At 46.7% G+C, this 25,259-nt stretch carries 16 protein-coding genes; 8 read left to right on the forward strand and 8 right to left on the reverse strand.

Annotated elements, in window-relative coordinates:
- Positions 1 to 7: 7 nt before the first annotated feature.
- Entirely contained in the window at positions 8 to 2,626 is a 2,619-nt protein-coding gene (locus NC996_RS00110) for an adenylate/guanylate cyclase domain-containing protein (RefSeq protein ID WP_242028979.1), read from the forward strand.
- A gap of 221 nt (positions 2,627 to 2,847) precedes the next feature.
- On the opposite strand, the gene NC996_RS00115 is transcribed toward NC996_RS00110, so the two are convergent.
- Positions 2,848 to 3,249: a response regulator gene (locus tag NC996_RS00115; protein ID WP_190683081.1), complete on the reverse strand. Its 402-nt coding sequence runs from the start codon at positions 3,247 to 3,249 to the stop codon at positions 2,848 to 2,850.
- 887 nt (positions 3,250 to 4,136) lie between these two features.
- On the opposite strand from NC996_RS00115, the gene NC996_RS00120 reads away from it, so the two are divergent.
- From NC996_RS00120 to NC996_RS00130, 3 genes are all read left to right on the forward strand, one after another.
- Positions 4,137 to 9,263: a PAS domain S-box protein gene (locus NC996_RS00120; RefSeq protein WP_190683084.1), complete on the forward strand. Its 5,127-nt coding sequence runs from the start codon at positions 4,137 to 4,139 to the stop codon at positions 9,261 to 9,263.
- Between the two features lie 124 nt (positions 9,264 to 9,387).
- On the forward strand, positions 9,388 to 10,968 hold the full coding sequence (locus NC996_RS00125; protein ID WP_190683087.1) for a CheR family methyltransferase: 1,581 nt from the start codon (positions 9,388 to 9,390) through the stop codon (positions 10,966 to 10,968).
- A gap of 5 nt (positions 10,969 to 10,973) precedes the next feature.
- On the forward strand, positions 10,974 to 12,032 hold the full coding sequence (locus NC996_RS00130; protein ID WP_190683089.1) for a chemotaxis protein CheW: 1,059 nt from the start codon (positions 10,974 to 10,976) through the stop codon (positions 12,030 to 12,032).
- Here NC996_RS00130 and NC996_RS00135 read toward each other — a convergent pair whose 3' ends face one another.
- Complete coding sequence (locus NC996_RS00135) at positions 12,033 to 12,221, reverse strand: hypothetical protein (RefSeq protein ID WP_190532961.1); 189 nt, start codon at positions 12,219 to 12,221, stop codon at positions 12,033 to 12,035.
- A 609-nt stretch (positions 12,222 to 12,830) separates the two neighbouring features.
- On the opposite strand from NC996_RS00135, the gene NC996_RS00140 reads away from it, so the two are divergent.
- From NC996_RS00140 to cheB, 3 genes are all read left to right on the forward strand, one after another.
- Positions 12,831 to 14,411: a methyl-accepting chemotaxis protein gene (locus tag NC996_RS00140; RefSeq protein ID WP_190683092.1), complete on the forward strand. Its 1,581-nt coding sequence runs from the start codon at positions 12,831 to 12,833 to the stop codon at positions 14,409 to 14,411.
- Between the two features lie 259 nt (positions 14,412 to 14,670).
- On the forward strand, positions 14,671 to 17,211 hold the full coding sequence (locus NC996_RS00145; protein ID WP_190683451.1) for a hybrid sensor histidine kinase/response regulator: 2,541 nt from the start codon (positions 14,671 to 14,673) through the stop codon (positions 17,209 to 17,211).
- A 54-nt stretch (positions 17,212 to 17,265) separates the two neighbouring features.
- A complete protein-coding gene (gene cheB, locus NC996_RS00150; protein WP_190683454.1) occupies positions 17,266 to 18,318 on the forward strand; it encodes a chemotaxis-specific protein-glutamate methyltransferase CheB in 1,053 nt (350 codons plus the stop codon).
- A gap of 105 nt (positions 18,319 to 18,423) precedes the next feature.
- On the opposite strand, the gene trpA is transcribed toward cheB, so the two are convergent.
- From trpA to pgl, 6 genes are all read right to left on the reverse strand, one after another.
- Positions 18,424 to 19,221 carry a tryptophan synthase subunit alpha gene (trpA, locus tag NC996_RS00155; RefSeq protein WP_190428699.1) on the reverse strand — a complete coding sequence of 266 codons (798 nt, stop codon included), beginning with the start codon at positions 19,219 to 19,221 and terminating at the stop codon, positions 18,424 to 18,426.
- Between the two features lie 148 nt (positions 19,222 to 19,369).
- Positions 19,370 to 19,681, reverse strand: a complete 312-nt coding sequence (locus NC996_RS00160) for a DUF3007 family protein (RefSeq protein WP_190413560.1) — start codon at positions 19,679 to 19,681, stop codon at positions 19,370 to 19,372.
- A gap of 24 nt (positions 19,682 to 19,705) precedes the next feature.
- Complete coding sequence (ndhL, locus tag NC996_RS00165; RefSeq protein WP_190413562.1) at positions 19,706 to 19,918, reverse strand: NAD(P)H-quinone oxidoreductase subunit L; 213 nt, start codon at positions 19,916 to 19,918, stop codon at positions 19,706 to 19,708.
- Between the two features lie 905 nt (positions 19,919 to 20,823).
- Positions 20,824 to 21,315 (reverse strand): FHA domain-containing protein, encoded by a 492-nt coding sequence (locus NC996_RS00170; protein WP_190683093.1) that lies wholly within the window; start codon positions 21,313 to 21,315, stop codon positions 20,824 to 20,826.
- A 464-nt stretch (positions 21,316 to 21,779) separates the two neighbouring features.
- Positions 21,780 to 22,559 (reverse strand): FHA domain-containing protein, encoded by a 780-nt coding sequence (locus NC996_RS00175; RefSeq protein WP_190413566.1) that lies wholly within the window; start codon positions 22,557 to 22,559, stop codon positions 21,780 to 21,782.
- Between the two features lie 110 nt (positions 22,560 to 22,669).
- Positions 22,670 to 23,395, reverse strand: coding sequence for a 6-phosphogluconolactonase (gene pgl, locus NC996_RS00180; RefSeq protein ID WP_190683094.1), 726 nt, complete (start codon positions 23,393 to 23,395; stop codon positions 22,670 to 22,672).
- 208 nt (positions 23,396 to 23,603) lie between these two features.
- Here pgl and NC996_RS00185 point away from each other — a divergent pair, with 208 nt between their 5' ends.
- Entirely contained in the window at positions 23,604 to 24,941 is a 1,338-nt protein-coding gene (locus NC996_RS00185) for an N-acetylmuramoyl-L-alanine amidase (RefSeq protein ID WP_190428696.1), read from the forward strand.
- Positions 24,942 to 25,259 lie beyond the last annotated feature (318 nt).

Raw genomic sequence — 25,259 nt, forward strand, 5'->3', positions numbered from 1 at the left:
AAAATCTATGACACCTTCATCTACCAAAATGCATGGTTGGAACGATACAGACAGGGTGATTGATGTTGTTCCCCACGATGAAAATCAAACAGGAAATCAAATTCCCCAAACCCCTACAAATATTCCTACTGGTACGGGTGGTGCATTAGCCACAAAAGAAGGCAGTTTTACGGCACTTCTTGCCCCACTGAATAAGGAAACTTTCAAAGAAGTCGTCACAGGTGTCGAAGAAAAGCTCCAGGTAGTCAATCAAACCCTGTCGATGTTGACTGATAGTCAGGGGTTTGATGCCATTCTTCAAGAAATGTTGAATGCCATTACCTTAAAAACCGGAGAATTACTCGGCGCAGATCGCACAACCATCTATTTACTGGATGAAGAAAAGAACCAACTCTGGTCAATTCTTGCTGAAGGCGCTGAGGGGCGACCTTTAGAGTTGCGGATTCCGGCCGATAAAGGCATTGCCGGTGAGGTAGCAACCCATAAAAAAAGTATTAATATTCCCTTTGATTTTTACGAAGATCCGCGCTCTGCGTTCGCCAAAAAGAAAGACCAAGAAAATGGCTATCGCACCTATACGATGTTGACTTTACCTCTGGTAAACGAAGAGGGAAATTTAGTCGCTGTCGTTCAATTAATTAATAAATTAAATTTACCAAATCAGCCAGGAAAGCCGTTAGGGGAAAGAATCGATCTCAATGGTTTTACTTCAAAAGATGAAAGAATTTTTGCAGAATTTGCGCCTTCCATTCGCCTGATTCTAGAAAGTTCCCGCTCTTTTTACATGGCAACGCAGAGACAGCGGGCTTCTGATGCCTTGATGAAGGCGACTCGATCCTTAAGCCAAAGCAATCTCGACTTAGAAGATACCCTGAACCGGGTGATGCATGAAGCCCAGGAGCTGATGAATGCAGATCGTAGCACCCTGTGGCTGTTAGATAGCGATCGCCATGACTTGTGGACAAGAATCCCTCTTTCCGACGGTTCCATGCGAGAACTGCGAGTGCCAGTCGGAAAAGGTTATGTCGGGAAAGTTGCTGAATCCGGCAAACCCCTGAATATCTCCTTTGACCTCTATGCCGATCCAGATTCTGAAGTGTCTAAACAAGTCGATCAGGCAAATGGCTATCGTACTTGTAGCTTATTATGTATGCCAATCTTTAACGCTGACAAAGCGTTGATTGGTGTCACCCAACTTGTAAATAAGAAAAAACAGGGAGAATTTCCCCCTTATAATCCGGAAACTTGGCCCGAACCTCCCGAATGCTGGAAGGCAAGCTTTAATCAAAGTGATGAAGCTTTCATGGAAGCATTTAATATTCAAGCCGGTGTAGCGCTGCAAAATGCCAAATTGTTTGCTACGGTCAAACAGCAAGAACAAATGCAGCGTGACATTCTCCGCAGCCTGTCTAATGGAGTTCTCTCTACTGATAAATCCGGTCAGATTATTGCAGCAAATGAAAGCGCCAAGCGACTCTTAGGATTTAAAAATGAAGACCATATAGAAGGTAGAAAAATTGCCGATCTAATCCGCATCAAAGAAGGTGACTTTTCTAAATGGTTTAAAGCTGCGATAGACGCCGCTGAAGAAAAAAGCCGCCAGCAATACTACCCCGATCAAACTCTGCTCTCTACAGAAGAAGAACAACATAGCGTTCACCTGTCAATTAACTCCATTGCAGATGCCAGCGACAATAACAACGTCTACGGTGCCTTGGTAGTGATGGATGACATCTCTCAGGAGAAACGGCTCAAGAGTACGATGTACCGCTATATGACGCAAGAATTGGCAGAACAGTTAATCAATAGCGGTGATGCCAAACTAGGGGGCGATAAAAAAGAAGTTTCCATCTTGTTCTCAGATATTCGCAGCTACACCACCTTAACTGAAAGTATGAATGCAGAAGACGTGGTGCAGATGCTCAATGAATATTTTGAGTCGATGGTAGACGCTGTTTTTACACACAAAGGCACCCTCGATAAATATATTGGCGATGCCATTATGGCAGTCTTTGGTTCTCCCTTACCCTTGCCGGATCATGCCTGGATGTCGGTACAAACAGCCGTCGAAATGCGTCATCGTTTGACAGAATTTAATGCCTGTCGCCAAGACATCGGATTCCCAACGTTTAAGATTGGGATTGGGATTAATTCCGGTACGGTAATTAGCGGTAATATTGGCTCCAGTAAGCGCATGGAGTTCACCGCAATTGGTGACGAAGTGAATTTGGGATCTCGCTTAGAAGGTGCTAGCAAACAATATGGTTGCGATATTGTGATTAGCGAAAGCACTTATCAGCCTTGCAAGAATCTGATTTGGGCAAGAGAACTTGATTGTATTCGAGTCAAAGGTAAGACTACGCCAGTGAATATCTATGAACTGGTGGGACTGCGGGAAGAGAAAATCTCAGATCAAAAGCAAATGACGATCGAGCTTTACCATAAAGGACGCGAGTATTACCTAAATCGCAAGTTTACTCGCGCAATGGGTGAGTTTGGCACGATTCTGGAAGAAATTGACAAAAACGACAAAGCGGCTGCTTTGCACCTGAAACGCTGTCAGTTGTTTCTCCAAGAACCGCCTCCTGATAACTGGGATGGGGTTTTCACGTTGACGGAAAAGTAGGAATGGCTAATGGCTAATCTCAAGCCTCTATTTTTGCGATTAGCTATCAGCAAAATCACCCTGGAATCGGATAACTGTAACCGTCTTAAATGATTCCTGAAGGCGAGATCCCCGACTTCGAGAGAGAAGTTGGGGATGTGAACCAATGGCATCGTGTTGGTAACTAATTTTAACCAACAAGTATTCGCTACGCTAACACTTCTAGTTTGAGGGAGTGGAAATTAAATTTCAGTTGAACAATTTGAATTAATAAAATTGCCAACAATCTGGCGCAGTTGCTCAGCCTCAAAGGGTTTTGTCAAATATTCAGTTGCACCCGCCAGACGCCCTTGTACTTTATCAAAAACTCCGTCTCGCGCTGTCAGCATGATGATGGGTAGCTCGCTAAATTGCGGTAAACTCCGGACTGTGCGGCAGAGTTCTAAGCCGTCTACCCCTGGCATGGAAACATCCAGTAATAAAATTGAAATCTGCTGGTGGTAAATCACCGATAAGGCATCCACTGCATTATCTGCCACCAAAACTCTGTAGTCTCTTTCTAGGGCACGTTTGATCAGCGTCTGCATGACGCTACTATCATCCACTGCTAGGATAGTCGGTATATCACTTAAAGTTGAAGACATCTTCTTTACCCAATTTTTAGTATACAAAAACCTACAATCGTTGAATTTGGTTCAAAGGCGATTAAAAAGCCCAATCCAAATTATTTTAACGTCAGCCCCAGTAGCTAAGAGAGCATCGCTTTCCTTTGTCAGAATACATCTATCCTGTCCAGCTATTCTTAATTTAAGGCTTTTCTAGTTTCGTTGAGTTTTTTAGGACTCCTTATTAATAAATGTTTGTTCAATGTTTGTCTATCTCAAAATGCTTTACAAAAATTGAATTTTATTAAAATAAACATTCTACTATATGCACTATAGCTTGAGGATTATTGCTCAGTGAATAGAAGAATTACGGGAATATAGTTAAATAATTGTAACAAGAAAACAAACTGAAGCTGCATTTGTTTTGTAAAGATAAAAATACTAAAAGAGCGGATGGGGTGTTTGTTAATCAAAAAATATCAGTCTGTGATAGAAATATATCCTCGACGGGAATCCTAGATAGAGAAGGTTCTGCCAAGTTGCTCTAGAAAGGCTTCGTTAGCAGGCTGCAAGCAGAAGCGCGATCGCATTTCTGCTTGCAGCCAAAAACCTAGCTTTCCCTAAAGACGGATGGTGGCTTGGCAATTGCGGTGAAGAGGGTATTGCCTACCTAAACTTTACACTGTTGTTTCTTTTAGTCTGTGGCTGGCATCAACTAACCTAACTTGAGCGATGCAGTATCAAAGATTAAGTTCAGTAACTAAATAAGGGAACATCTACATCATATAACTTTCAATAAAGCTTCTCATAGAGGCAAAGGGAAAGTAAGTCTCAAAGAGTGCCTTCATCATCCGGTTTTAATAAAAGTAAACATTTATACAGCTAGCTCCTAAAAAGTGCAGCATTCGCAGAAAAGGGCGCTTAACATGAACGCAAGAATACTTGGAAACGGAGCAATCCCGCTCGATGCTCTGGGATGGTGTCCGCTACTCAACTCTATCCCCGATCGCATCAGCGTTACGGCTCCTCCGGAGCTAGCGTATCTTCAAATATCTGTAGCTGCTTTCGACGATGTGACCCGTTTAGCAGCCTATATTTGCCAGACAAAGATGGCTTTGCTCAGCTTTATGGATGGCAAACAACATTGGCTTCAGTCAAAATTGGGCATTTCCACCCCAGACACTGACGCCTATGTTGCTTTCTGCACTTATGCCATCCTGCAACCAGAAATCTGCGAATGCGAGTTGATGCTCGTTCGGGATACCCTGTCTGATAAACGGTTTGCTAGCCATGCCTTGGTGAAATCCGATCCAAAAATCCGATTTTATGCGGGTGTGCCCTTAGTCACGTCTGAGGGCGTGATGGTAGGGGTGCTATCTGCCCTCGATGATGTGCCGCGAGATTTAAGCAGGGAACAGCAGGAAGCAGTGGGGACATTAGGAAGGCAAGCGATCGCTCACTTACAACTGGGAAAAAACTTAACAAACCTCGAACAAATTATCATCAATCAACAGCAAACTGAAGCAGCACTTCAGGAGAAAGAAACCCGATTTCAGTTGGGACGAGCAGCTTCTGGCACTAACATTGAGGATTTTAATCTTTTGACAGGTGAAGGAATCGCTCCAACAGGATCTGATAATTTAGAGGGGCTATTGGGTTTAGTTCCGGGCACTGACGCAACTCAGGAATGCTTCCTAAAATGGGTTCATCCTGAAGATCGGGAACTTGTCGCTGGGGCGATCGCTGCCTCTATTCAGGGTAAAACAGACCACGAGATTGAATTCCGCATTGTCTGTCCTGATGGCAGTATCCGCTGGCTAGCGGGAAAAGGCAAAGTTCTTTACAGCGAAACGGCAACAACGGTTCGCACGATCGGCACAGTCATGGATATCACCAAACGTCAGCAAACTGAAGATGCCTTGCGTCGAGCCGCCGCAGAAAATCTGAAACTGGCACAAGCTGTAAAGTCAGTTTCAGATGGCGTTGTCATCGTCGATCCCCATCAACTAGATTGCCCGATTGTATACGCGAATCCAGCTTTCACCCGAATTACTGGGTATCAGCCAGCGGAAGCGATTGGTCGTAACTGCCGGTTTTTGCAAGGTGCCGATACCGATCCAGAAGCGATCGCAAAAATTAGGAATGCGATCGCTCAAGCGAAAGAAGTTAAAGTCACGCTGCTAAACTATCGCAAAGATGGTCAACCTTTCTGGAACCAATTAAAAATTTCGCCCGTGTTCTCAGATAATGGCGATTTACTTTACTTGGTTGGCATTCAGACAGACATCACGCTCTCCAAGCGAGCCGAGACAGCGCTTCTGAAGAGCAAAACTCGTCTTCAGTTGCTTAACAGCATCTCGACTAAAACCCGATCTGGTTTGTCGATAGAGCAAATAATTGAGCGCACGCTCAAACAAATTAGCGAATATTTCCCTTATCTGCGAATAGCTTACTCAACGATTAATCACCAAGGTATCTTGACGGTAATTTCCTCCATCGAGCCGCTAGGAATGCCGAAACTCTCAGGAGCGGTGGTTGACCTCACTGCGGCTCCGGAATATCTCAATGCCTTGCAGATGGGCGAATCATTCATCTGTAACGATGTTACCCAAGACTTCCGGCTAGCACCTCTCGCTGATGTCCTGCTGGCAGTCCAAACTCAGTCTATGCTTGACGTACCGTTTCCGTATTCCGACCAGTTAGTAGGCTTGCTGTGCTTTGACTCGCCGCAACCATACAAATGGAGCGAACATGAGCTAGCCACCTTAACTGATATTGCCGGATACTTGATGATTACCATCAAAGACGCTCATGCACAACAAGAGCGTCAGCGAGCTGAATTTGCACTGTCTGAATCTCTCAAAGAAGTGGCAGACATCAAGTTTGCACTCGCTCAATCTTCAATCGTGGCAGTTACTGACTCCACCGGAAAGATTAACTATGTAAACGATAAATTCTGCGAAATTTCTCAATACTCCAAAGAGGAACTGCTCGGACAAAATCACCGCATCGTCAATTCTGACTATCACCCCAAGGAATTTTTTCAGCAGATGTGGGCAACCATCAGTAGTGGCGGCGTCTGGCATGGCGAAATCAGAAATCGAGCCAAAGACGGAACTTGTTACTGGGTAGATACCACCATTGTGCCCGTCTTAAATTCCGATGGAAAACCCGTTGAATATGTAGCAATCCGTCAAGACATCACTGAGCGCAAAAGGGCAGAAGAATTACGACGGCAGAGCGAACAGCGCTTTCGCGCTTTAGCTGAAGTGATTCCGCAACAGGTATGGACGGCACAGCCAGATGGCGCACTCGATTATGTGAACCAGCGCGTTCTAGAATATTTCGGACGCACCTTCGAGGAAATGGTGGGCTGGGGATGGCAAGATGTGCTGCATCCGGAGGATGTGCCGGGGTGTATTGCCCGTTGGAGTCATTCTCTCTCTACGGGAGAGCCTTACGAAGTTGAATTTCGCCTGCTGAATGCGGCTGAGGGAAACTATCGCTGGCACTTGGGACGGGCGGTACCCGTGCATGATAACGAAGGTAAAATCGTTAGTTGGTTTGGGACGAACACGGATATCGACGAGCGCAAGCGGCAAGAGGAGGAGCGCATCCAGCTTTTGGCGAGAGAACAGGCGGCACGCGAGGCGGCTGTCAACAGCGAGAACCGCACTCGGAGCATTTTGGAAAGTATTACCGATGCTTTCTTTACTTTAGATACCGAGTGGCGATTCACCTATTTGAACTCGCGGGCAGAGCAGCTTTTATTTAGAAGCAAAGATGAGTTGATTAATCAGTGTATTTGGGATGAGTTTCCAGAAGCAGTCACTTCTAATTTTTATCAGGAGTACCAGCGGGCAGTTGCCAATCAAGTAACGGTTCACTTTGAGGTGTTCTACGAGCCGCTGGAGTCGTGGTTTGAAGTGCGGGGCTATCCCTATCAAGATGGTCTATCGGTTTATTTCCGGGATGTTACAGGTCGCAAACAGTCAGAAGCAGCACTGATGGAGCGATCGCGCCTCTCGACCCTAGAAGCAGAAATCGGTACTGCTTTGGGTGCGGCTGGGTCTTTATCGGAAAGTCTCAATCACTGTACGGAAGCAATGGTGCAGCATCTCGATGCAACTTTTGCTTGTATCTGGACATTTAACCAAAAACTCAATCGCTTGGAATTGCAAGCAACGACAAGGGTTGATCGAGACAGCGAATTGTATTGGCAAGATTTGTTGGCTCAGCGTCACCAGGTTCTAGACGGTACCCTCGTCGGCTTCGTCGCTCAAACTCGTCAACCCTACCTGACTCAGGATAGTAATTATCGGTCTGGGGGCGGGTTGGAAGCCCGCTTGTACGATGATTTTGTCGCTGAAAGCTGTTTGCGAATTCCCGAAAGCTATTTAGCAACCTATCCCCTGATTGTCGAAGAGCGACTGGTGGGCGTCATGGCTGTATGCAGCAGCCAACGTTTTACCGAAGCCGTTCATCAAGTCTTAGGGTGGGTCGTCAACGCGATCGCGATCGCCATCGATCGGTCTTGGGCGAAAGAAGCCCTCTCCGCACGTCGGGAAGCCTTGCTGTTTCGCTTAGCAAGCCAGATTCGAGATTCCCTCGACCTAGATACCATTCTGGGAACCGCCGTAAATGAGATTCGCGGTTTGTTGCAAGTTGACCAATGTCAGTATTTGTGGTGCTGGGCGCAGTCCAATCAGGCGAGTCTGACCGTAACTCACGAAGCGACAGCAGAAGACAGTAGACCGAGTTTGCTCTCCGAGTGTCCCCCAGAAAAACTCGATCCCCTAAGCGACAAAATCCGCAAACTTCAGACGTTGCGGGTTGACGATCTGACAAGCGATCGCAGCCTAAATGCCGAGGATGGAGAAATGCAAATCGCACCTCTACTGAGCAATTTGGGCGTTCGTTCGGTGCTGCTGCTACCTTTGAAAACCCACGCCGGTCATTTAGGCGCGATTGTCTGTAGTCATAGCAGTGGATCTCGTCCCTGGCTTGACAGCGAAATTGAGTTACTGCAAGGCGTCGTGGATCAGCTAGCGATCGCCATTGACCAAGCCGAACTCTACGCCCAAAGCCGTGCCGCCGCCCGTGCCGCGCAAACCCAGACGCAACAACTAGAGCAAGCATTGCACAATCTCAAACAAGCCCAATCTCAGCTGATTCAGACCGAAAAAATGTCCAGCTTGGGTCAAATGGTCGCTGGGATTGCTCACGAAATCAACAACCCAGTCAATTTCATCACCGGCAACCTCAGCCACACCAGCGACTACATTCAAGACCTACTCGATCTCGTACACCTCTATCAACAGCACTACACCAATCCCGTTCCCGCAATTCAAGCGCAAGAAGAAGAGATTGATTTAGAGTTCATCATTGATGACTTGCCCAAAATGCTATCTTCCATGCAAATGGGCGCTGACCGCATCCGTCAGATTGTCTTGTCATTGCGGAACTTCTCTCGTCTGGATGAAGCTGAAATGAAGCCGGTCGATATCCACGAGGGAATCGACAATAGTTTGCTAATTCTCCATAGCCGTCTGAAACCCAATGGCGCTTACGGCGGGATTCAAGTCTTGAAGGAGTACGGCAATCTTCCCTTAGTCGATTGCTACGCCGGTCAGCTCAATCAAGTGTTCATGAACATTCTCAGCAATGCGATTGATGCCCTCGACAGCCAACCCGAACCAAGGAAAATTACTATCGCCACCGAAATCCGTAATCGTCTAACGGGTAATGAGGAAGAGACTGGAAGCCCTAACACGTCGCTGACGCCAATCACCGAAGATCCATTACCAATGACCAAGAACCAAGTCGTTGTGATTCGGATTCGAGACAATGGCCCAGGAATGCCAGAGAACGTTATCAAGCGTCTGTTTGACCCCTTCTTTACCACCAAGCCAGTCGGCAAGGGAACTGGTTTGGGGCTATCCATTAGCTACCAAATTGTGGTGGAGAAACATGGCGGAATGCTCAAGTGCGTGTCAGAACCAGGACAGGGAGCAGAGTTTTGGATTGAAATTCCTATGATTCCTTGCCTGTAACCACTCAACACGACTAAGCGTTGCCCTTGCCGAGGAATGCATCTGCCGCTAAAGCGATCGCCCTCTTGTATTCAGTAAGCTATTTACTCGTCCTACCAGGGAAGTTTAATGAGAAGGAGATTCCGTGTCATTTCAAAGACAATTTAATGAAGCTCTCATACAGCGTTTTATACAACTCATTGGGACTCATACAGGCTTACAGATTCGTTTGCAAGAGCGAGAAGCTTTATGTGAAAAAATTTGCTTCCGGATGAACGTCATTTCTATCTATCTTCCTGAGGCTTATTACCAATTATTAGAAACCGATACTTATCAAAGTCAGGGCGAATGGCAAGAACTAGCGAATTTGTTAACAATTGGCGAAAGTTATTTCTTTCGAGATAAAGGTCAGTTTTCTCTATTAAGATATCAAATTTTACCGCGATTGATAGCCGCTAAGAAGGAAACGAAAACCCTGCGAATTTGGAGCGCGGGATGCTCAACTGGCGAAGAACCGTATTCTCTAGCTATTCTCCTCACCGAACTCATTCCAGATTGGGAAAGCTGGAATCTGTATATTTTAGGAACAGATATCAATCAAGAGTCTATCAATAAAGCAAAACAAGGAGTTTATAGTTCTTGGTCATTTCGATTGTTAGACCAGAAACTACAAAACTGCTACTTTGAGCCACATGGGACGGAATGGAAAATTAACAACAACATTCAAGACATAGTTGATTTCAAAACTGTCAATTTAATTAAAACGCCCTTTCCTAATTTATTGTTAGATGTTCAAAATATTGATTTAATTCTTTGTCGAAATGTCTTTGTTTATTTTGATAAACCTGCTATTTCACTTGTTGTCAATAAATTTTACAATACTTTACAAACAGAAGGATATCTTTTGACGGCTCATGCTGAACTTCAGGGGATAGATATCAGCTTATTTCACACGGAGTCGTTTCCCGAATCAACGATCTATCAACGCCCTAAAGAGACGGTTGGAGGGAAGCTTTCAAGGAAGAAAGCAAAAGTTTATTCTGACACTGAAGAACCAATACTTTGCCCATCTTCCCTAGCAGCAAATAAGGTGAAAATAGAACTAGCACACTTAGTTTCTAAAAATTATTCTCTGGTGCCAATAAAAGACAAAATTAGTAACGAAGTCAATGAATGCAGACGCTTATCCAATCTTGAAATCAGCGAGAAATCGGCGAATAATTCAAGCTTTCAGACATTTCTCTGTGAAGCTGAAACCCTTTTTAAACAGAAGTATTATCCCTCAGCAATTCAAAAAACAGAGCAAGCGATCGCTTTGGCACCTAAAAACTTTGACTCTTACTATCTGATGGCTCAAATATATGCCAACTTAGGTGAATATGGCAAGGCAGTTCACTACTGCCAACAAGCACTTAAAATCGATTCTCTTTCTGAAAAACCTTTATACCTACTCGCCCATATTGCGGAAGAACGAGGGGATGTTGAAGAAGCTAAAAGTTTATTAAAAAAAATCATTTACTTAGTGCCTTCCTCTATCTTGGCATATCTGGAAATTAGCGGCATTTACGAACTAGAAGGAAATCTTTCTAGAGCTTTAAAAATGCGAACAGTTGCTTTAGGAATTTTAAAAAAATTACCTCAAGAATCGATAGTTGAATCCCAAGAAAAAATGACCGTTGGAGAATTGATCGTACACATCCAAAAAATGTTCCAACCACAGTTATAATCTCTATGGAATATAAACAATATATTATTTTCAGCTTGAATGCTTCCCTTTATGGAGTAGAAGCATTTTCAGTACAAGAGATTTTCTTTCTCCCAGAGTTAACGCCAATCGTAGAAGCACCGCCTGAAATGGTAGGAGTGCTTAATCTCCGGGGTGAAATCTTACCAGTCATGGATCTTCATTTTCGCCTGGGGTACGGATTCCCAGAATATCGCCTTACGGATAGTGTAATTGTTCTGGTATGTCAGGGATTTAGATTTGGCATTATTGTCAATGAAGTTCATGACGTGCAGAAGATTTACACTAATGCGATCGCGGCAGATTTTTCCTATAAACGAAAAATCGCGAATCAACCCCATTTTGTTACGGGGATTGCCAATCTAGAGGCAGATATCGTGATGTTACTAAACCCGGAAAGGCTCCTCCAATCTACAGAACAAATTGAAACATTAATTACAGGAAAAACATCGCTAAATCCAGAAACAAAAGCTGATATTGCCTTTGGTTCTCCCAAAGAGAGACGCCTATTTTTCTCCAATAAAACCTCAGAAGAAATAGCGATTTTCCAGGAACGGGCAGAAAATTTAAGGCGACAAGCGGAGAACCAAGATTTTACGGGAAGCCGCCCGATGGCAGTGATTAATTTAAATGGTGAATATTTTGGGGTAGATTTGGGGAACGTGCGCGAATTTACTGATATTCGCAAAGTTACTCCGATTCCTTGTTGCCCAGCTTATATTGTCGGCAATATGAATTTGCGGGGTGAGATTTTGACATTAATCGATATTCGTGGGGTATTAAATTTACCATTGGGTAATTTAGAGAATACCGCGAAGGCGATGGTTGCTTGCATTGACGATCTGGTGGCTGGTTTGATAGTTGATGAGGTATTGGATGTGATGTATTTGCACCTAACGGAGATGATGCCAGTACCTGCCGCAGCCCGTTCTGTTAATGAAGAATACCTCCGAGGAACGGTTGCTTACGGCGAAAAGATGATAGCTATTTTAGATTTACCCAAAATCCTGATGCAAGCAGGGTTGATGGTTGATGAAGAAGTGTGATTAGTTGTTAAATTCCATTGCCCAGAAAGCTTTAATGCTGGCTGAGAAAGCAACCCAGGCGGCATCGCTAACATTAGAAGGGGCAGCGATGCTGAGAAGAGAAGAGCGAAAGCCGCTATCTAACAGGTTGTTGGAGCGCTGAAGGCTCCCAATCAGCAAGCCAAAGACACCGCTTGCGGCATTACTCAACTGATTGGCACTTAAAACCTCAACAAAGCTGCGTTGAGATTCAAGGCAGTCATTTGGTTAATCTGTACGCGGCTGGTTGGCAACGTGAATAAATATCATTTCTATATTTTAAGTTTTTTAAACTCTTAACACTCCTAGAGCAAAAGAGGGATTAATAATAAGAGCCGTTCTAACACAGGACTAAGTATGTATAGATTTTTAAAAAAATTCCAAAGAGTATTTTCTTGGTGGATTATAGAGATGTTAGGGGCAAGTTTGACTAAGAAATTTTACATTTCCTAAACAATCCTCTCTTTGGCAATTCAATTTTTTAGGAGAACCTACCCTAAGAAGAATTTATCGCCAGTATTTATACTAATCCTCTAGGTGTATTAAATTTAAAAACGAAAAGTCATAAAACGGGTAAATTAGCTACAGTATTTTGAGTTACTGGCTTTCTCTCACTCCTTGTATCGCCCTAAGCGATCGCTATCCAGCGAGTCATGGTGGCTTGACTGAGGAAACAAAAAAATACTAGTACGAGCAAAATCAAACTTAGCGACAAAATCTAAAGAAAGCTGACTTCAATCTTTACCCAATCATCGAATTTAATAATGCAGGATAAGTCTGATGTTTAAAAGTTTATCTTTACAATCTCGATTAATCGGCTCATTTTTACTAATGGGTCTAATTGTATTAGTGGTTGCTCTCGTAGGTTGGAGCGGAGCTACTCGGCTGGGCGACCATATTAATACACTGGGGAATAATACTTTGCCTAGCGTAACTGGATTGTGGAAAATCAATGAAGGACAGACCCAAATCCAGTCATCGGAACGAGCGCTACTCAATACATTTTTGAAAACCGAAAATCGCCAGTTTGAATTGAATAGAATTAAAAATGCTAAAGCGCAGATTGATGAAGGGTTTAAACAATATGAGTCAGTTTCACAGACTGCCGACGAAAAAAAGCTCTATCAAAAATTTCTTGGGGACTGGAAAAGGTGGCAGCAAGACCATGAAAGATTCCTGGGTATTTATCAACAATTTGCCAAACTGGGCGTCTTAGATCCTGCGAATCGGCTGGCTGAGCTTGTAAGTCAGGAGAGGCAGACTTCACCAGAATTTGCACGGGCAAAAGCGGCGGATGCCCTGCTGGACGAACTTAGCGAACTGGCAGCAAATGAAGAACTAAACTCATTTAACACAGCCACAGAATCGGTGCTAGCAGTTGTGGAATACAACCAGAACTTTGGGGAAGCAGCCCAGAAGGTAGCAGAAACAGATGTGGCTCAAACCTCTTTTTGGGTGTTTGTTGGGATGATTCTTGGCCCCCTGACTGCGATTATTTTTGGTGTTTTCTTCAGCATCACGATTGCTAAGCCGCTGGGTGCCAAAATATCTGGCATTGTCAACACGATTGTCACTTCTTCATCAGAAATCGCTGCCACGGTAGAGCAACAAGAACGCACGGCAGCTCAACAAGCGGCGTCTGTAAATCAAACCACGATCACGATGGATGAGTTGGGTGCTTCATCCCAGCAATCAGCAGAGCAAGCCGAGGCAGCAGCAACTGGATCGCGGCAAGTGCTGTCGCTGACGGAGGGTGGAAGCCAAGCCGTCGGGCGAACTTTGGAGGAAATGGCGCTGCTCAAGGATAGAGTGGGAGCGATCGCTTCTCAAATTCTCCGTCTATCCGAGCAAACGAATCAAATCGGTAATATCTCTGGCTTGGTGAGTGACTTAGCCAACCAGACGAATATGCTGGCACTGAATGCAGCCGTTGAAGCTGTTCGAGCTGGCGAACACGGCAAAGGCTTTGCGGTAGTGGCGGCAGAAATTCGCAAACTGGCAGAACAAAGTAAGAAATCTGCCGGAAAGATTAACGTCCTCGTTAGCGATATTCAAAACGCGATCAATGTCACGGTGATGGTGACGGATGAAGGGACGAAAACGGTGGAAGCTGGGGTGAAAACCGCTCAGGGCACAGCACAAGCATTCACCGGCGTAGCTGATGCCATCGAAAATATCGCCATAAACAGTCAACAAATTTCGCTTTCTGCCAAACAACAAGCGATCGCGATTCAACAAGTCGTTGATGCAATGAGCAGCCTTAATGTCGCAGCTAAAGAAAATGCCAGTGGCATTACTCAAACTAAAATCGGCATCCAAAGATTGAATGAAGCGGCTCTGAGCCTCAAGTCAGTGGTGTAGCGAATCCTATAGCAATCCGTGCAAGAGTCGTAAAATTATCTGCTCCTTTTTCTCTCTTACTTGGCGTCCTGATCTTCCCCCTGCTTTGCTAGAGCGTCTAAGCGCTAAGGCACAGGCTCCGCCAACGCGGTTCGTTAACAAAAGAAAATTTCACTATTCAATCAGGATTGCTATATTCGCTTAAAAATATCCCAAAAAATTACGGCTAATTATCTCTAAAACTAAGAATCGAAAGCTAAAAGCTTCTCAGTTAACCATGATGATAGAAGACGACGAACTCCGAGATTTATTCAAAATTGCCAGCGAAGAACATTTGCAGAAACTTGATGATGGGTTGCTGCATTTAGAAAAGTACCCCAACGACGAAGCTCGACTAGAAGAATTATTGCGGGAAGCCCACAGTCTCAAAGGTGATGCTCGAATGCTGGGCGTGCGCGATGTGGAAACTCTCACCCATCAGCTGGAACATATTTTGGGAGGTGTCAAACGTGGCGAGACACAACTGGTATCTGCAATATGCGATCGCCTCTATCAAGGCTTAGATGCCATTCGCAAACTGGTCTGCGAAGCCGTCACCGGGGAACCCACAGGTATCAACACCTTTCTCGTCCTCGCCCACATGATGGGAGCTGAATTTACAACTCCAGCGAATCAGAATAATCAGAATTATTTAGACCCAGAAGGCATTCAGCCAGAAGAGGAGGAAGCAGTTCAGCCAGAACATGAGGAAGCAATTGAGCAAGAAACCCTTTCCCCGGATATAACTTCCGAACTGCCCGAAACATCCGCCAACATAGAAGTATTACAGACAACCTTTCTCCAAACACCCGCATCCCTCACACCAGTGGAGGTGGGTGTCAAACCTGCCCCTGATGCTCCCAACAGTAAGGACAGTCCACCCAACTTTTCGCACAACGGCTCTCAACACCCAAACTCCCCCCCCGTTGCCCTCGGCGAACCCTACCGCATCGAAACGATTCGCGTCGAAACCCGCAATCTTGATGCATTGCTGACCCAAGCAGGCGAACTCACCGTTACCAAAATCCGCATTGCCCATCGACTCGCTGAAATTGAGGAAATCGTGACGCTATGGGAGGAGTCGAGCCGTCTAAGCGTGCAGAAAACTTCAGCCCTGGCCCTACACAAAGAAAAGATAACAGGTGACAGGCAAGCAGTAAGTGTCACCTCTGCCGCTCAGAACGGGCGGAGGAAGCCCATCTCTACAGCGTCGGTGGGGGGGCAATCCTACAGTATGAATGGAGGAAGCCAGCCTCTACAGGACTTCGATGAGCGCCTGGGAGTTCTGATCAACCAGTTAAGAGATGCCATCTATGAAGATACCGCCAGACTGGACACCATTGCCGGTGACTTGGAAGAAGGCATTCGCACTCTCCGCCTGTTGCCCCTATCCACCATTTTTCAGTTATTTCCCCGGATGGTACGGGATTTAGCCAGACAGCAAAATAAAGAAGTCAATCTGGTCATTGAAGGCGGCGAAACCAAAGCGGACAAGCGCATCTTGGAAGAAATGAAAGACCCCTTGATGCATATCCTTCGCAACTGCGTCGATCATGGTATTGAGACACCAGCAGAGCGGGAAGCGCAGGGAAAGCCGCGTACCGCTACTATTCAGATCAAAAGCTACCAAACTGCCACAAATATTGCGATCGCCATTAAGGATGATGGGCAAGGATTAGACATCGAAAAGATTAAGCAGACAGCTCTCAAACGCGGACTCTGCCGGGAAGAAGAACTTGCAGCCATGACACCGGCTCAAATTCACTCGTTGATTTTTGCCCCTGGTTTCTCAACGCGGACTTTTGTGACCGAGGTTTCAGGCAGAGGCGTAGGGTTAGACGTGGTTCGCACCAATGTAGAACGTCTCAAAGGCAGCATTGAGGTTGAATCAACACCTGGAAAAGGCTGCACGCTTCGGCTCTGTTTAGGCACGACCCTGGCAACCGCGCCGGTACTGATTGTGGAAGTGAGCGGAAAAGCTTACGCCCTTCCAGTGGAGTTTGTGCAAACAATGCGGTTGATTTCCCAGAATCAAATTTTTACGATTGAAGGCAGAGAAACCATTGTTGTGAATGGACACCCGGTTTCCGTCGCGCGACTGGCAGATTTGCTGGAATTTCCAGTCGCCAGTAGCAACGGACAACGAACGACTTCTACCGATTTAGAACAACTGCCCTGCATTATTTTGAAAGTGGGAGATGACCAACTGGGACTATTCGTTGATGGCTGGGTAGATCAACAGGATGTGGTACTCAAATCTCAAAGTAAATTGCTCAAACGAGTTCGCAATGTGATTGGCGCAACTATCCTCGGTACCGGGGAAGTTTGCATGATTTTAAATCCTTCAGATTTAATTAAATCTGTGCGAAAACGAAACCCGCTTGTGAAATCGTTTGCACCCATTACAGAAGAGACCAGAAAACCCGTAATCTTGTTGACAGAAGATTCCATTGCCATTCGCACTCAAGAAAAACGCATTCTGGAGGGTGCCGGTTATGAAGTGGTAACAGCAGTGGACGGATTGGACGGTTTCAACAAACTTAAAACTCGTTCTTTTGATGCGGTGGTTTCCGACGTGCAAATGCCGAATTTGGACGGTCTGAGTTTTGCTGCAAAGATTCGCCAGAATAAGGAATATAATGAAATTCCAATCATTCTGGTGACATCTCTGGCTTCAGATGAAGATAAACGCAGAGGTGCAGAAGCTGGTGCGAATGCTTACATTACCAAAGGCACTTTTAACCAAGAAATATTATTAGAAACCTTAAGAAGACTTGTGTAGTTAATCGCTAATCGCTAATGGCTTTTGAATAATTAGCAATTAGCAATGAACAAAATGCCAATTCGAGTTTTATTAGTAGACGATTCTGCGATCGCAATGGCAGTGCTGAAACGAATTCTGTCATCCTCACCAGAAATTGAAGTGGTGGGAATGGCTCAAACGGGTCGGGAAGCATTGGCATTGATTCCTTCTTGTTTGCCACAGGTGATTTGCACAGACCTACATATGCCACAGATGGACGGTCTGGAATTTATCTCTGAGGTTATGGCAACTTATCCTCGTCCGATTCTGGTGATTAGCACTTCGGTACAGGAAGAGGATAGGCAAAATGTTTTCCGGCTTTTAGAGGCGGGGGCAGTGGATATTTTTCCCAAGCCTCGTGGTGGTGCGGGATCGGATTATGAGTTGGTAAAACAGGAGTTAATTGGCAAGATTAAAATCCTCGCTGGCGTGAGTGTCTTTACCCAGTATCGAAAGAAGCCAGTTTTAGATTTTAAATTTTCGACGATAAATTCTCAAGGTAAAATCCCCCATCAAAAATCCAAAATCGTGGTGATTGGCGCGTCTACTGGAGGGCCGCAAGCTTTATACAACATTCTTATCCATCTGCCAGCGAATTTCCCCCTCCCAGTGATTTGTATTCAACACATCAGTGAGGGGTTTTTGCAAGGAATGGTGGATTGGTTAGGGTTGGAATGTCGTTTGCCGGTCAAAATTGCCCGTGCTGGGGAAATACCAAAAGCGAGAACGATTTATTTTCCACCGGAACGGCTGCATTTAGAATTGGATACTCAAGGCAGATTTTGTCATTCTGCCGCCCTGCCAGTGGGGGGACATCGCCCCTCTGTCACAGTCACTTTTAAGTCAGTGGCGAGTTTCTACGGTCAAGGAACGGTGGGGATATTGTTGACTGGGATGGGTAGAGACGGTGCGGAAGGCATGGAAACGATCGCTCGTGCCGGTGGCATTACCATTGCCCAAGATGAGAAAAGCTGTGTGGTGTTTGGAATGCCAAAAGAAGCGATCGCTCTCGGTGCAGCACAGTATGTTTTGCCCGTCACCGAGATCGCGCCCATGTTACTCGCCAGAATTATGGGTAGCGATTAATGATTTAATCGCTAATTAGAAATGAGACAAAAGTTTTAAGTAATGAGTTTTGAATTAAAAAACTCTCTGATAACTCAAAACTCACCACTCACTTTACAAACGGGGTTAGGTTGTAATCGCCGTTTTCAAACTCCGGCAAAACTCAGCGATCGCATCGAGTCCCTGTTCGGGTGTTCCTTCTGCCAAACGTTTCACCAAGGCACTCCCGACAATTGCAGCATCTGCCCCCCAGTCTTTCACCTGACGGGCGTGTTCTGGCTCGGAGATGCCAAACCCAATGCCGATGGGCTTATCCGTAACGCTTCGGATCTGCTTGAGGATATCTTGCACCCGCGAGTCCAGTCCAGAGCGCATTCCCGTTACGCCAGTGACACTCACCAAGTAAATGAATCCCTGAGACTGACGCGCGATCGCTTCTATTCGCTCTGGGGAACTGGTAGGCGCTACCAATAAAACTACATCAATTCCCATACTGGCAGCAGTTTGCAGCAGATTGGAAGACTCCTCCAAGGGCAAATCTGGCACGACCAATCCCCGCACCCCAGCATTCGCAATCTGCTTGAAGAACGGTTCAATGCCTCGGTTTAGAATCGGGTTGTAGTAGGTAAATAGGACGATAGGCGATCGCACCTCTTTGCTAACCCCGGATACCATCTCTATTACCTGTTCCAAGCGGGTTCCCCGTTGCAAGGCGCGAGTCGCGGCAGCTTGAATCGTGGGTCCATCTGCCAACGGATCTGAATAGGGAACGCCCAGTTCAATCATGTCAGCACCGGCGGCATCAAGAACTTTTAACGCCTTAGCCGTGGTCTCCAGATCCGGATCTCCCGCTGTGATAAAGGGAATTAAGGCACATTCAGAGCGACGCGCGAGAGACTCAAAGCACTCGGAAATTGAAGTCATTTGTCAAAAATCAGTGGTCAGTGGTCAGTGGCACTTCGGGCGTTAGCAATTCACGGATCAGCAGTCAGGGGCAAACAAGAAACTACAGGCTCTTATACGGGCACAGCATTACCGTGCCCCTACACACCTGACCGCTAACGGCTATCAGCTATTTTTTTAATTTGTTTTCCCGTTCGATTTCAGCTTGCAGCTGAGCCAGTTCTTCTGGCGTCAATTCTTCCAGTCGCTTTTGTAAAACGGCTTCTTCATAGTCTTTGAGCTGCTGGTTATAGGTCATCCGTTTCGTTCCGACTCGGAACAGGTAGGTCAGCAGCCAGCCAACCAACCCGCCCACTAGGAAAACTTGACTCCAAATCCCCGCTTCCAGGCTATCTAGCCCAGCCACCAGCAACAGCAAATACACAATTCCACCGGCGGCAAAGACGCCGATGCCAATTCCAATGATGTCAATTCGTCGCATTTAGCGCTTACCCAACGACAAACTTTAACTCTGAACTTGCCGCCGCTTGGGTCGAAAATTCAAAAATGGGCTGAGGAGCAACAAACCTGGGAAGAAAAAGAAAACCAGGAAATACATGAAACTCCGTTCAAAGGAGCTAGCCACATACCAACGCTGTTGCAGGTAGGCATACAGGGCGAAGGGAATCACTACCAGGTAGGCTCCACTCAAAACTAGATACAATATCGCAACCATCATAATTTTTTCTGGCGGTAGAAGAACGAGCGCGAGTACCGGCGTCCCGGCGCGGACATCAACACAAAAAGTCTCCCAACAGAGAACTATCCGTTTAGACACCCGACGAACTGTCCATATTTTACCGTTTGCTGGAATCAGCCGCTTAATTAGTGAGACTACTAAAGGAATAGTTGCATAAAGTCCCCATTTAATGGTGCAATAGACAATGAAGTTAGTTTTGTAGAAGATACGTAACGACACTTCTCCCCATCGGGGGGGCATGGCGGAATGGCAGACGCTACGGACTTAGAAAACTGAGCCTTGATGGAGAAATCTGTCAAGTGACGGCTCTCAAATTCAGGGAAACCTAAATCTGGCAACAGACATGGCAATCCTGAGCCAAGCCAAAGTCAGTGCTTGAAGATTGAAAACTGAGGACTGAGTGAATTTAAAACTCAAAACTCAAAAACCAAACTTCAAAACTCTTTGGAAGGTGCAGAGACTCGACGGGAGCTACCCTAACGTCAAGCCGAGGGTAAAGGGAGAGTCCAATTCTCAAAGTCGTAAAAGACAGTAGCGAAAGCTGCGAGAGAATGAAAATCCGTTGACCGTAAAAGGTCGTGAGGGTTCAAGTCCCTCTGCCCCCATTTCAATTCAAGCCAAAATCAATGCTATCTCCAGATCGGCAATCCGTTGCTGTCTGAGAGATAGCATTGTGGTGAGATAGGCATTTTACTGGCATTTTCGCTTATTGCTAGCTCAATACCTGTTTATAGCGTTTCTTAAGTTGAGTGGAAGATATCGCGGCTCTACGTTTTAACCGCGCCCATTAGGTAGGGGCTTTTTGATTGCCATGCCCCTACGGATGTATTCCATACAACCCTTGAATTGCGATGGTAAAGACCTAGGACAAAATCTTGGCAACCCTAGGGTGATTTTTTAGATTTACCAAGATTTTCCAAAGCAGCTACCAGCTTCACGTTTGGTTGATTCTTTTCATCTGGTTCAAGCGAACGGGCATCTATGAAAGTCTCTCTATCTCTAGATTTCTCTTCAGACTTTCGAGTGACCGATTGCTTACCTGCAACCGTATTTAGCCTTGCCTTAGTTTCTGCCGAGCCAATCCGAATTTGAATTTGGGGGCCGGAGCTGGCGAGGCGAATAATCATCCCATCGACCACCGGCACTTGGTCGATGCGTTTTCCATCAAGATAGGTGCCGTTGGCACCTAAACTAACAACTTCCCAATCGGAACCACTACGCCGAATCTCGACGTGGTGTCGAGAAACAACCGCACTGTAAAGAATGACATCATTCTCGGTTGACCGTCCAATCCGAATTACTACTGATTCGGGTTCAAAAGTCCAATTCTGAACTGGTATAGATTGGATAGGATGCAGCAGGGTCAGGGTAATCACCGATGTTACATATTCTAAAGATTTCCGTCTCTAGGCTTGGGACTCGTAACACTGTCAACTGACGTGACTTCCTCCATTCAATGAATTGAAATGAATCCCCCAATGACTGGAGTCAGACCGCGAATGGGTAGAACGTGGGTAGATGGAATTGTAAACCCTTTTGACCTCGTTCCACCTGGGTTTCGCGTTTTTAGTTCCAAGGCACCCACGGGTGTTACCAATGGCATCGTATCATGAGGGGGTCAAGTCGGTGTATCCCCCGAATTGATTCGCCGGGATTCCCAATTTCTCCCATCACAGGTTTATATAACTGTTGAATTTACATAAACCTGAGTCCGATGCCGAATTGTTTCCCTCAAGCCTATCACTTAAAAAAACAGTCTGCAATTGCCATGACCCCTCACCCCAAGAGGCGATGCAGCAGGCTTTTCAGGCTTTGCGATCGCATCGAACAGCCTCTGGGATTAAGAGAGTTGGAACAAGAAGGTCATCTTGTCGCCTTTGCCTAGGCCAATGCGATCGCCGGTTCTTAAACGGTGCCGATTGCCGCTAGGCAGGGGGTTATGGTTAATGTAGGTGCCATTCGCACTCCCAACGTCTTCTATGTAGAAGGCGTCTCCCTCCACGCGGATATCCGCATGAATCCGAGAAACAATCTCGGAATTGGGGAATCCTGAAACATCAATATCAGGTGGAATCTGGTCGTTTGGCTTGCCGATGTGAATCACCGACAGTTGTGCTGGCAATTCAATCATCGTATCCGTTTGGACGTGCAGCAAACGGGCATTCTGCTGCTGTAGCTGCGTTTTTGAGCTACCAGAAGTTGCTGCGGACGCGGGTGGAGTGCTGCTAGAAGCCGCCGGGGGGGTAACGCTTGCTTGCTCCTGTGCGGGTGGCTGACTGACCACTGTAGCTGGAACGGGTGCCACCGGAGCGGGTACATCCGGGCTAGAGCTGGGCATTGATGATTGAGGGCTAGCCACTAAAGGATCGGGTGCCACCAGCGGATCGGGTGCCATTAAGTCTGGTACGCCGGGGAACGGGTCTAGTCCTGTCGATGCCCCTACCTCACCTGGACTGCTCGGTCGCAGGTTAGAACCACACTGACCGCAGAAGGTAGCGTCGGTTTGGACGGGTGCGCCACAGTTGGGACAAGCGGTGGTGGCGGGTAAGGGGGTGTAGCAAGCCTCACACTGGGCTGCTCCATCAGGATTTTGGTGATTGCAATTCGGGCAGACAATCATAAAACCTCCTTGCAGGCTGTATCCCTCCTAGAGATGGGAGTGGAAGGTGGAAATTCAAATATAGTCTGAATGGCGAGGCGTCTTAACTTTTTAGTTTAAGACCGGCTAGTTCAAGACCGGCTTAATTCAAGACCGGCAGCCTCATCAAAAAGCCACCAAAGTTCGCCTTGGGGCTGGATTAACCGACTGGGATAGGTTTGGTCGTCAGCGGTAGGAGCAAAAACCTGAGCGAGAGCAGGTCGTTTACTCGCACCGGCAACCACAAATATGACACACCGAGCATGGTTAATTAGGGGTGCCGTGAAGGTGATCCGGGGTTGCCCATCTTTGTTGCCGACGGTAATCAGGCGATCGCGTACATTCAATGCTTCTGTGTGGGGAAACAGAGAAGCTGTGTGTCCGTCGTCTCCTATCCCTAACAAAATGAGATCGAACGCTGGAAATTCACCGGGTTGAACTTGAAAAAACTCCCTGATGTGTTGTTCGTGCTTATCCGCTGCAACAGATGGATCGGCTTCATCGGTTGGCATGGGGTGGATGTTGGCGGCTGGGATATTCACTTTATCCAGCCATGCACTCCGCGCCATCCCTTGGTTACTATCGGGATGGTCTGGCGGCACGTAGCGTTCGTCGCCCCAAAATATGTGAATTTTATCCCAAGGCAGATTTTGGATCGCGATCGCTTCATACAACGGCTTGGGGGTGCTACCACCGGACAAGGCGATAGTACAGAGCGATCGCTGTTCGATTGTGGCGTGAATTTGCTCGACGCACACTTGGAGCGATCGCTCAATCAGCGCCGTTTTATCTGGTAAGACTTCAACGATTTTGTTCATCTATGGGGATGAATTGATGATTTCCAGCTCTACCATACCGAAAATCTTACAGTTTCTTCTTCTTAGTACCCATTAATATATGTGTCTGGAACAATTTATTCGCTGTTCTCACACAGGAAGCGTTAAGTTGGACTAGCCGTAGCACCCGGAAATCCTTATCGTGGTTGATTAATATAGATTACTTTTAGCGCTGGGGGAATCCTTCAAGATGGGACGAATTTTTATTTCAGCCGGTCATGGTGCTGGAGAGCCAGGAGGGCAAGCAGGTGGCACCACAGAGGCTCAAGAGATGATTCTGCTGCGCGACCAGATTGTACCCGAACTTCGATCGCGGGGTTTTGAAGTTCTTTCTGTCCCAGACGATCAGAACTCAACGCAGTCGATTTCCTGGATCAACGCCCGCTCTCGGAGCGGCGACGTGGCGCTAGAAATCCATGCCGATGCCTATTCTAACCCGGCGACTCGTGGCGCTACGGTCTTCTACATTTCCAGCAACGAGGAACGCAAGCAGAATGCCGAACTGCTACTTTTGGCGCTTTTGCGCCGCGTTCCCCAGCTGCCCAGCCGGGGAGTCAAGCCAGACACCGCCACCGGCGTCGGACGTTTGAGCTTCTGCCGCGATACTTTTATTCCCTCCCTGCTGATGGAAGTTGGCTATCTCACCAATCCGGATGACCGATTCTTAATTCAGAATCGCCGCCGCGACATCGCGCTAGGAATTGCAGACGGCTTGGCATCTTGGAGCCGAGGCGGTACTCCCACCCCCGATCCTGGCACTTCCCCCACCTATCCTTCCATCAATATCAACATTAATAACCAGGTCTATGGGGAGAAGGGCGTTCTCATCAATAGCAACGCCTACATCCCTATTGACCTGGTGGACAGGCTCGCAATTGACTTGACAAATAACACCTCAGTCCGCCGCGTGTCCTACCGAGGTGTCGTCTATGTCAAAGCCATTGAACTTCGACCTTTTAATATCTCGGTTGGTTGGGATAGCGCCACCCGCACCCTGTCTTTGCGCTCCATTTTACCCATCTGTCCCGGTCAACTAGATCGGATTATGGGATATGGAAATACCTCTGAGGTACAGATGATTATGTTCCTCAAAGCCAATAACGAGAACGCCCTCGCCCAGTTTCCCGACTTACCCAAACTTTACCGGGAAGAAGCCACAATTGAGGGCGTCAACTATGACATTGCTTTCTGTCAAATGTGTGTAGAAACCGGCTTTTTGCGCTTTGGGGGTGACATTAAGCCCAGCCAAAATAATTTTGCCGCTTTGGGATCGATCGGCGGAGCTTCTGAGAGCGCGACCTTCCCCAGCGCCAGAATTGGTGTCCGCGCCCATATCCAACACTTGAAAGCTTACGCGAGTTTAGAGCCTTTGGTGCAGGAACTGGTCGATCCGCGCTTTCGCTTTGTGACGCGGGGCGTCGCGCCGCTGATTTCTCAGTTGAGCGGACGGTGGGCAGCAGATCCGCAGTACGGTACCAAGATTGAGGCAACTCTCAGAAGGCTGTATGAGTCAGCGGGATTCTTGTAAGGACTGAGTAAGGGAGAGGGGAGAGGACTGAGGACTGAGGGCTGAGGACTGAGGGCTGAGGAGGGGAGAGGCTCCAGTTCACAAAAAACCCCTAGATAAGGGCGTGAATGAGGGAGCTGAGGGCTGAGGTATTAACAAGGGATAAGGGAGAGACAACAAAACTCCAGATTCAACACTTTAGCCTTGGGCGCAATAAGTTAACTTCAACTCTCTTACTGTTTCATATCTCGCGTGCTTCTACTCGCCCTCAAACCTCTCCCCCTTCTCAGTCCTCACCCCTAGCCCTCAGCCCTCAGCCCTCAGTCCTCAGTCCTCAGC

The sequence above is a fragment of the Trichocoleus sp. ST-U2 genome (genome assembly GCF_039961875.1).
Lineage (GTDB): Bacteria > Cyanobacteriota > Cyanobacteriia > Cyanobacteriales > FACHB-T130 > FACHB-T130.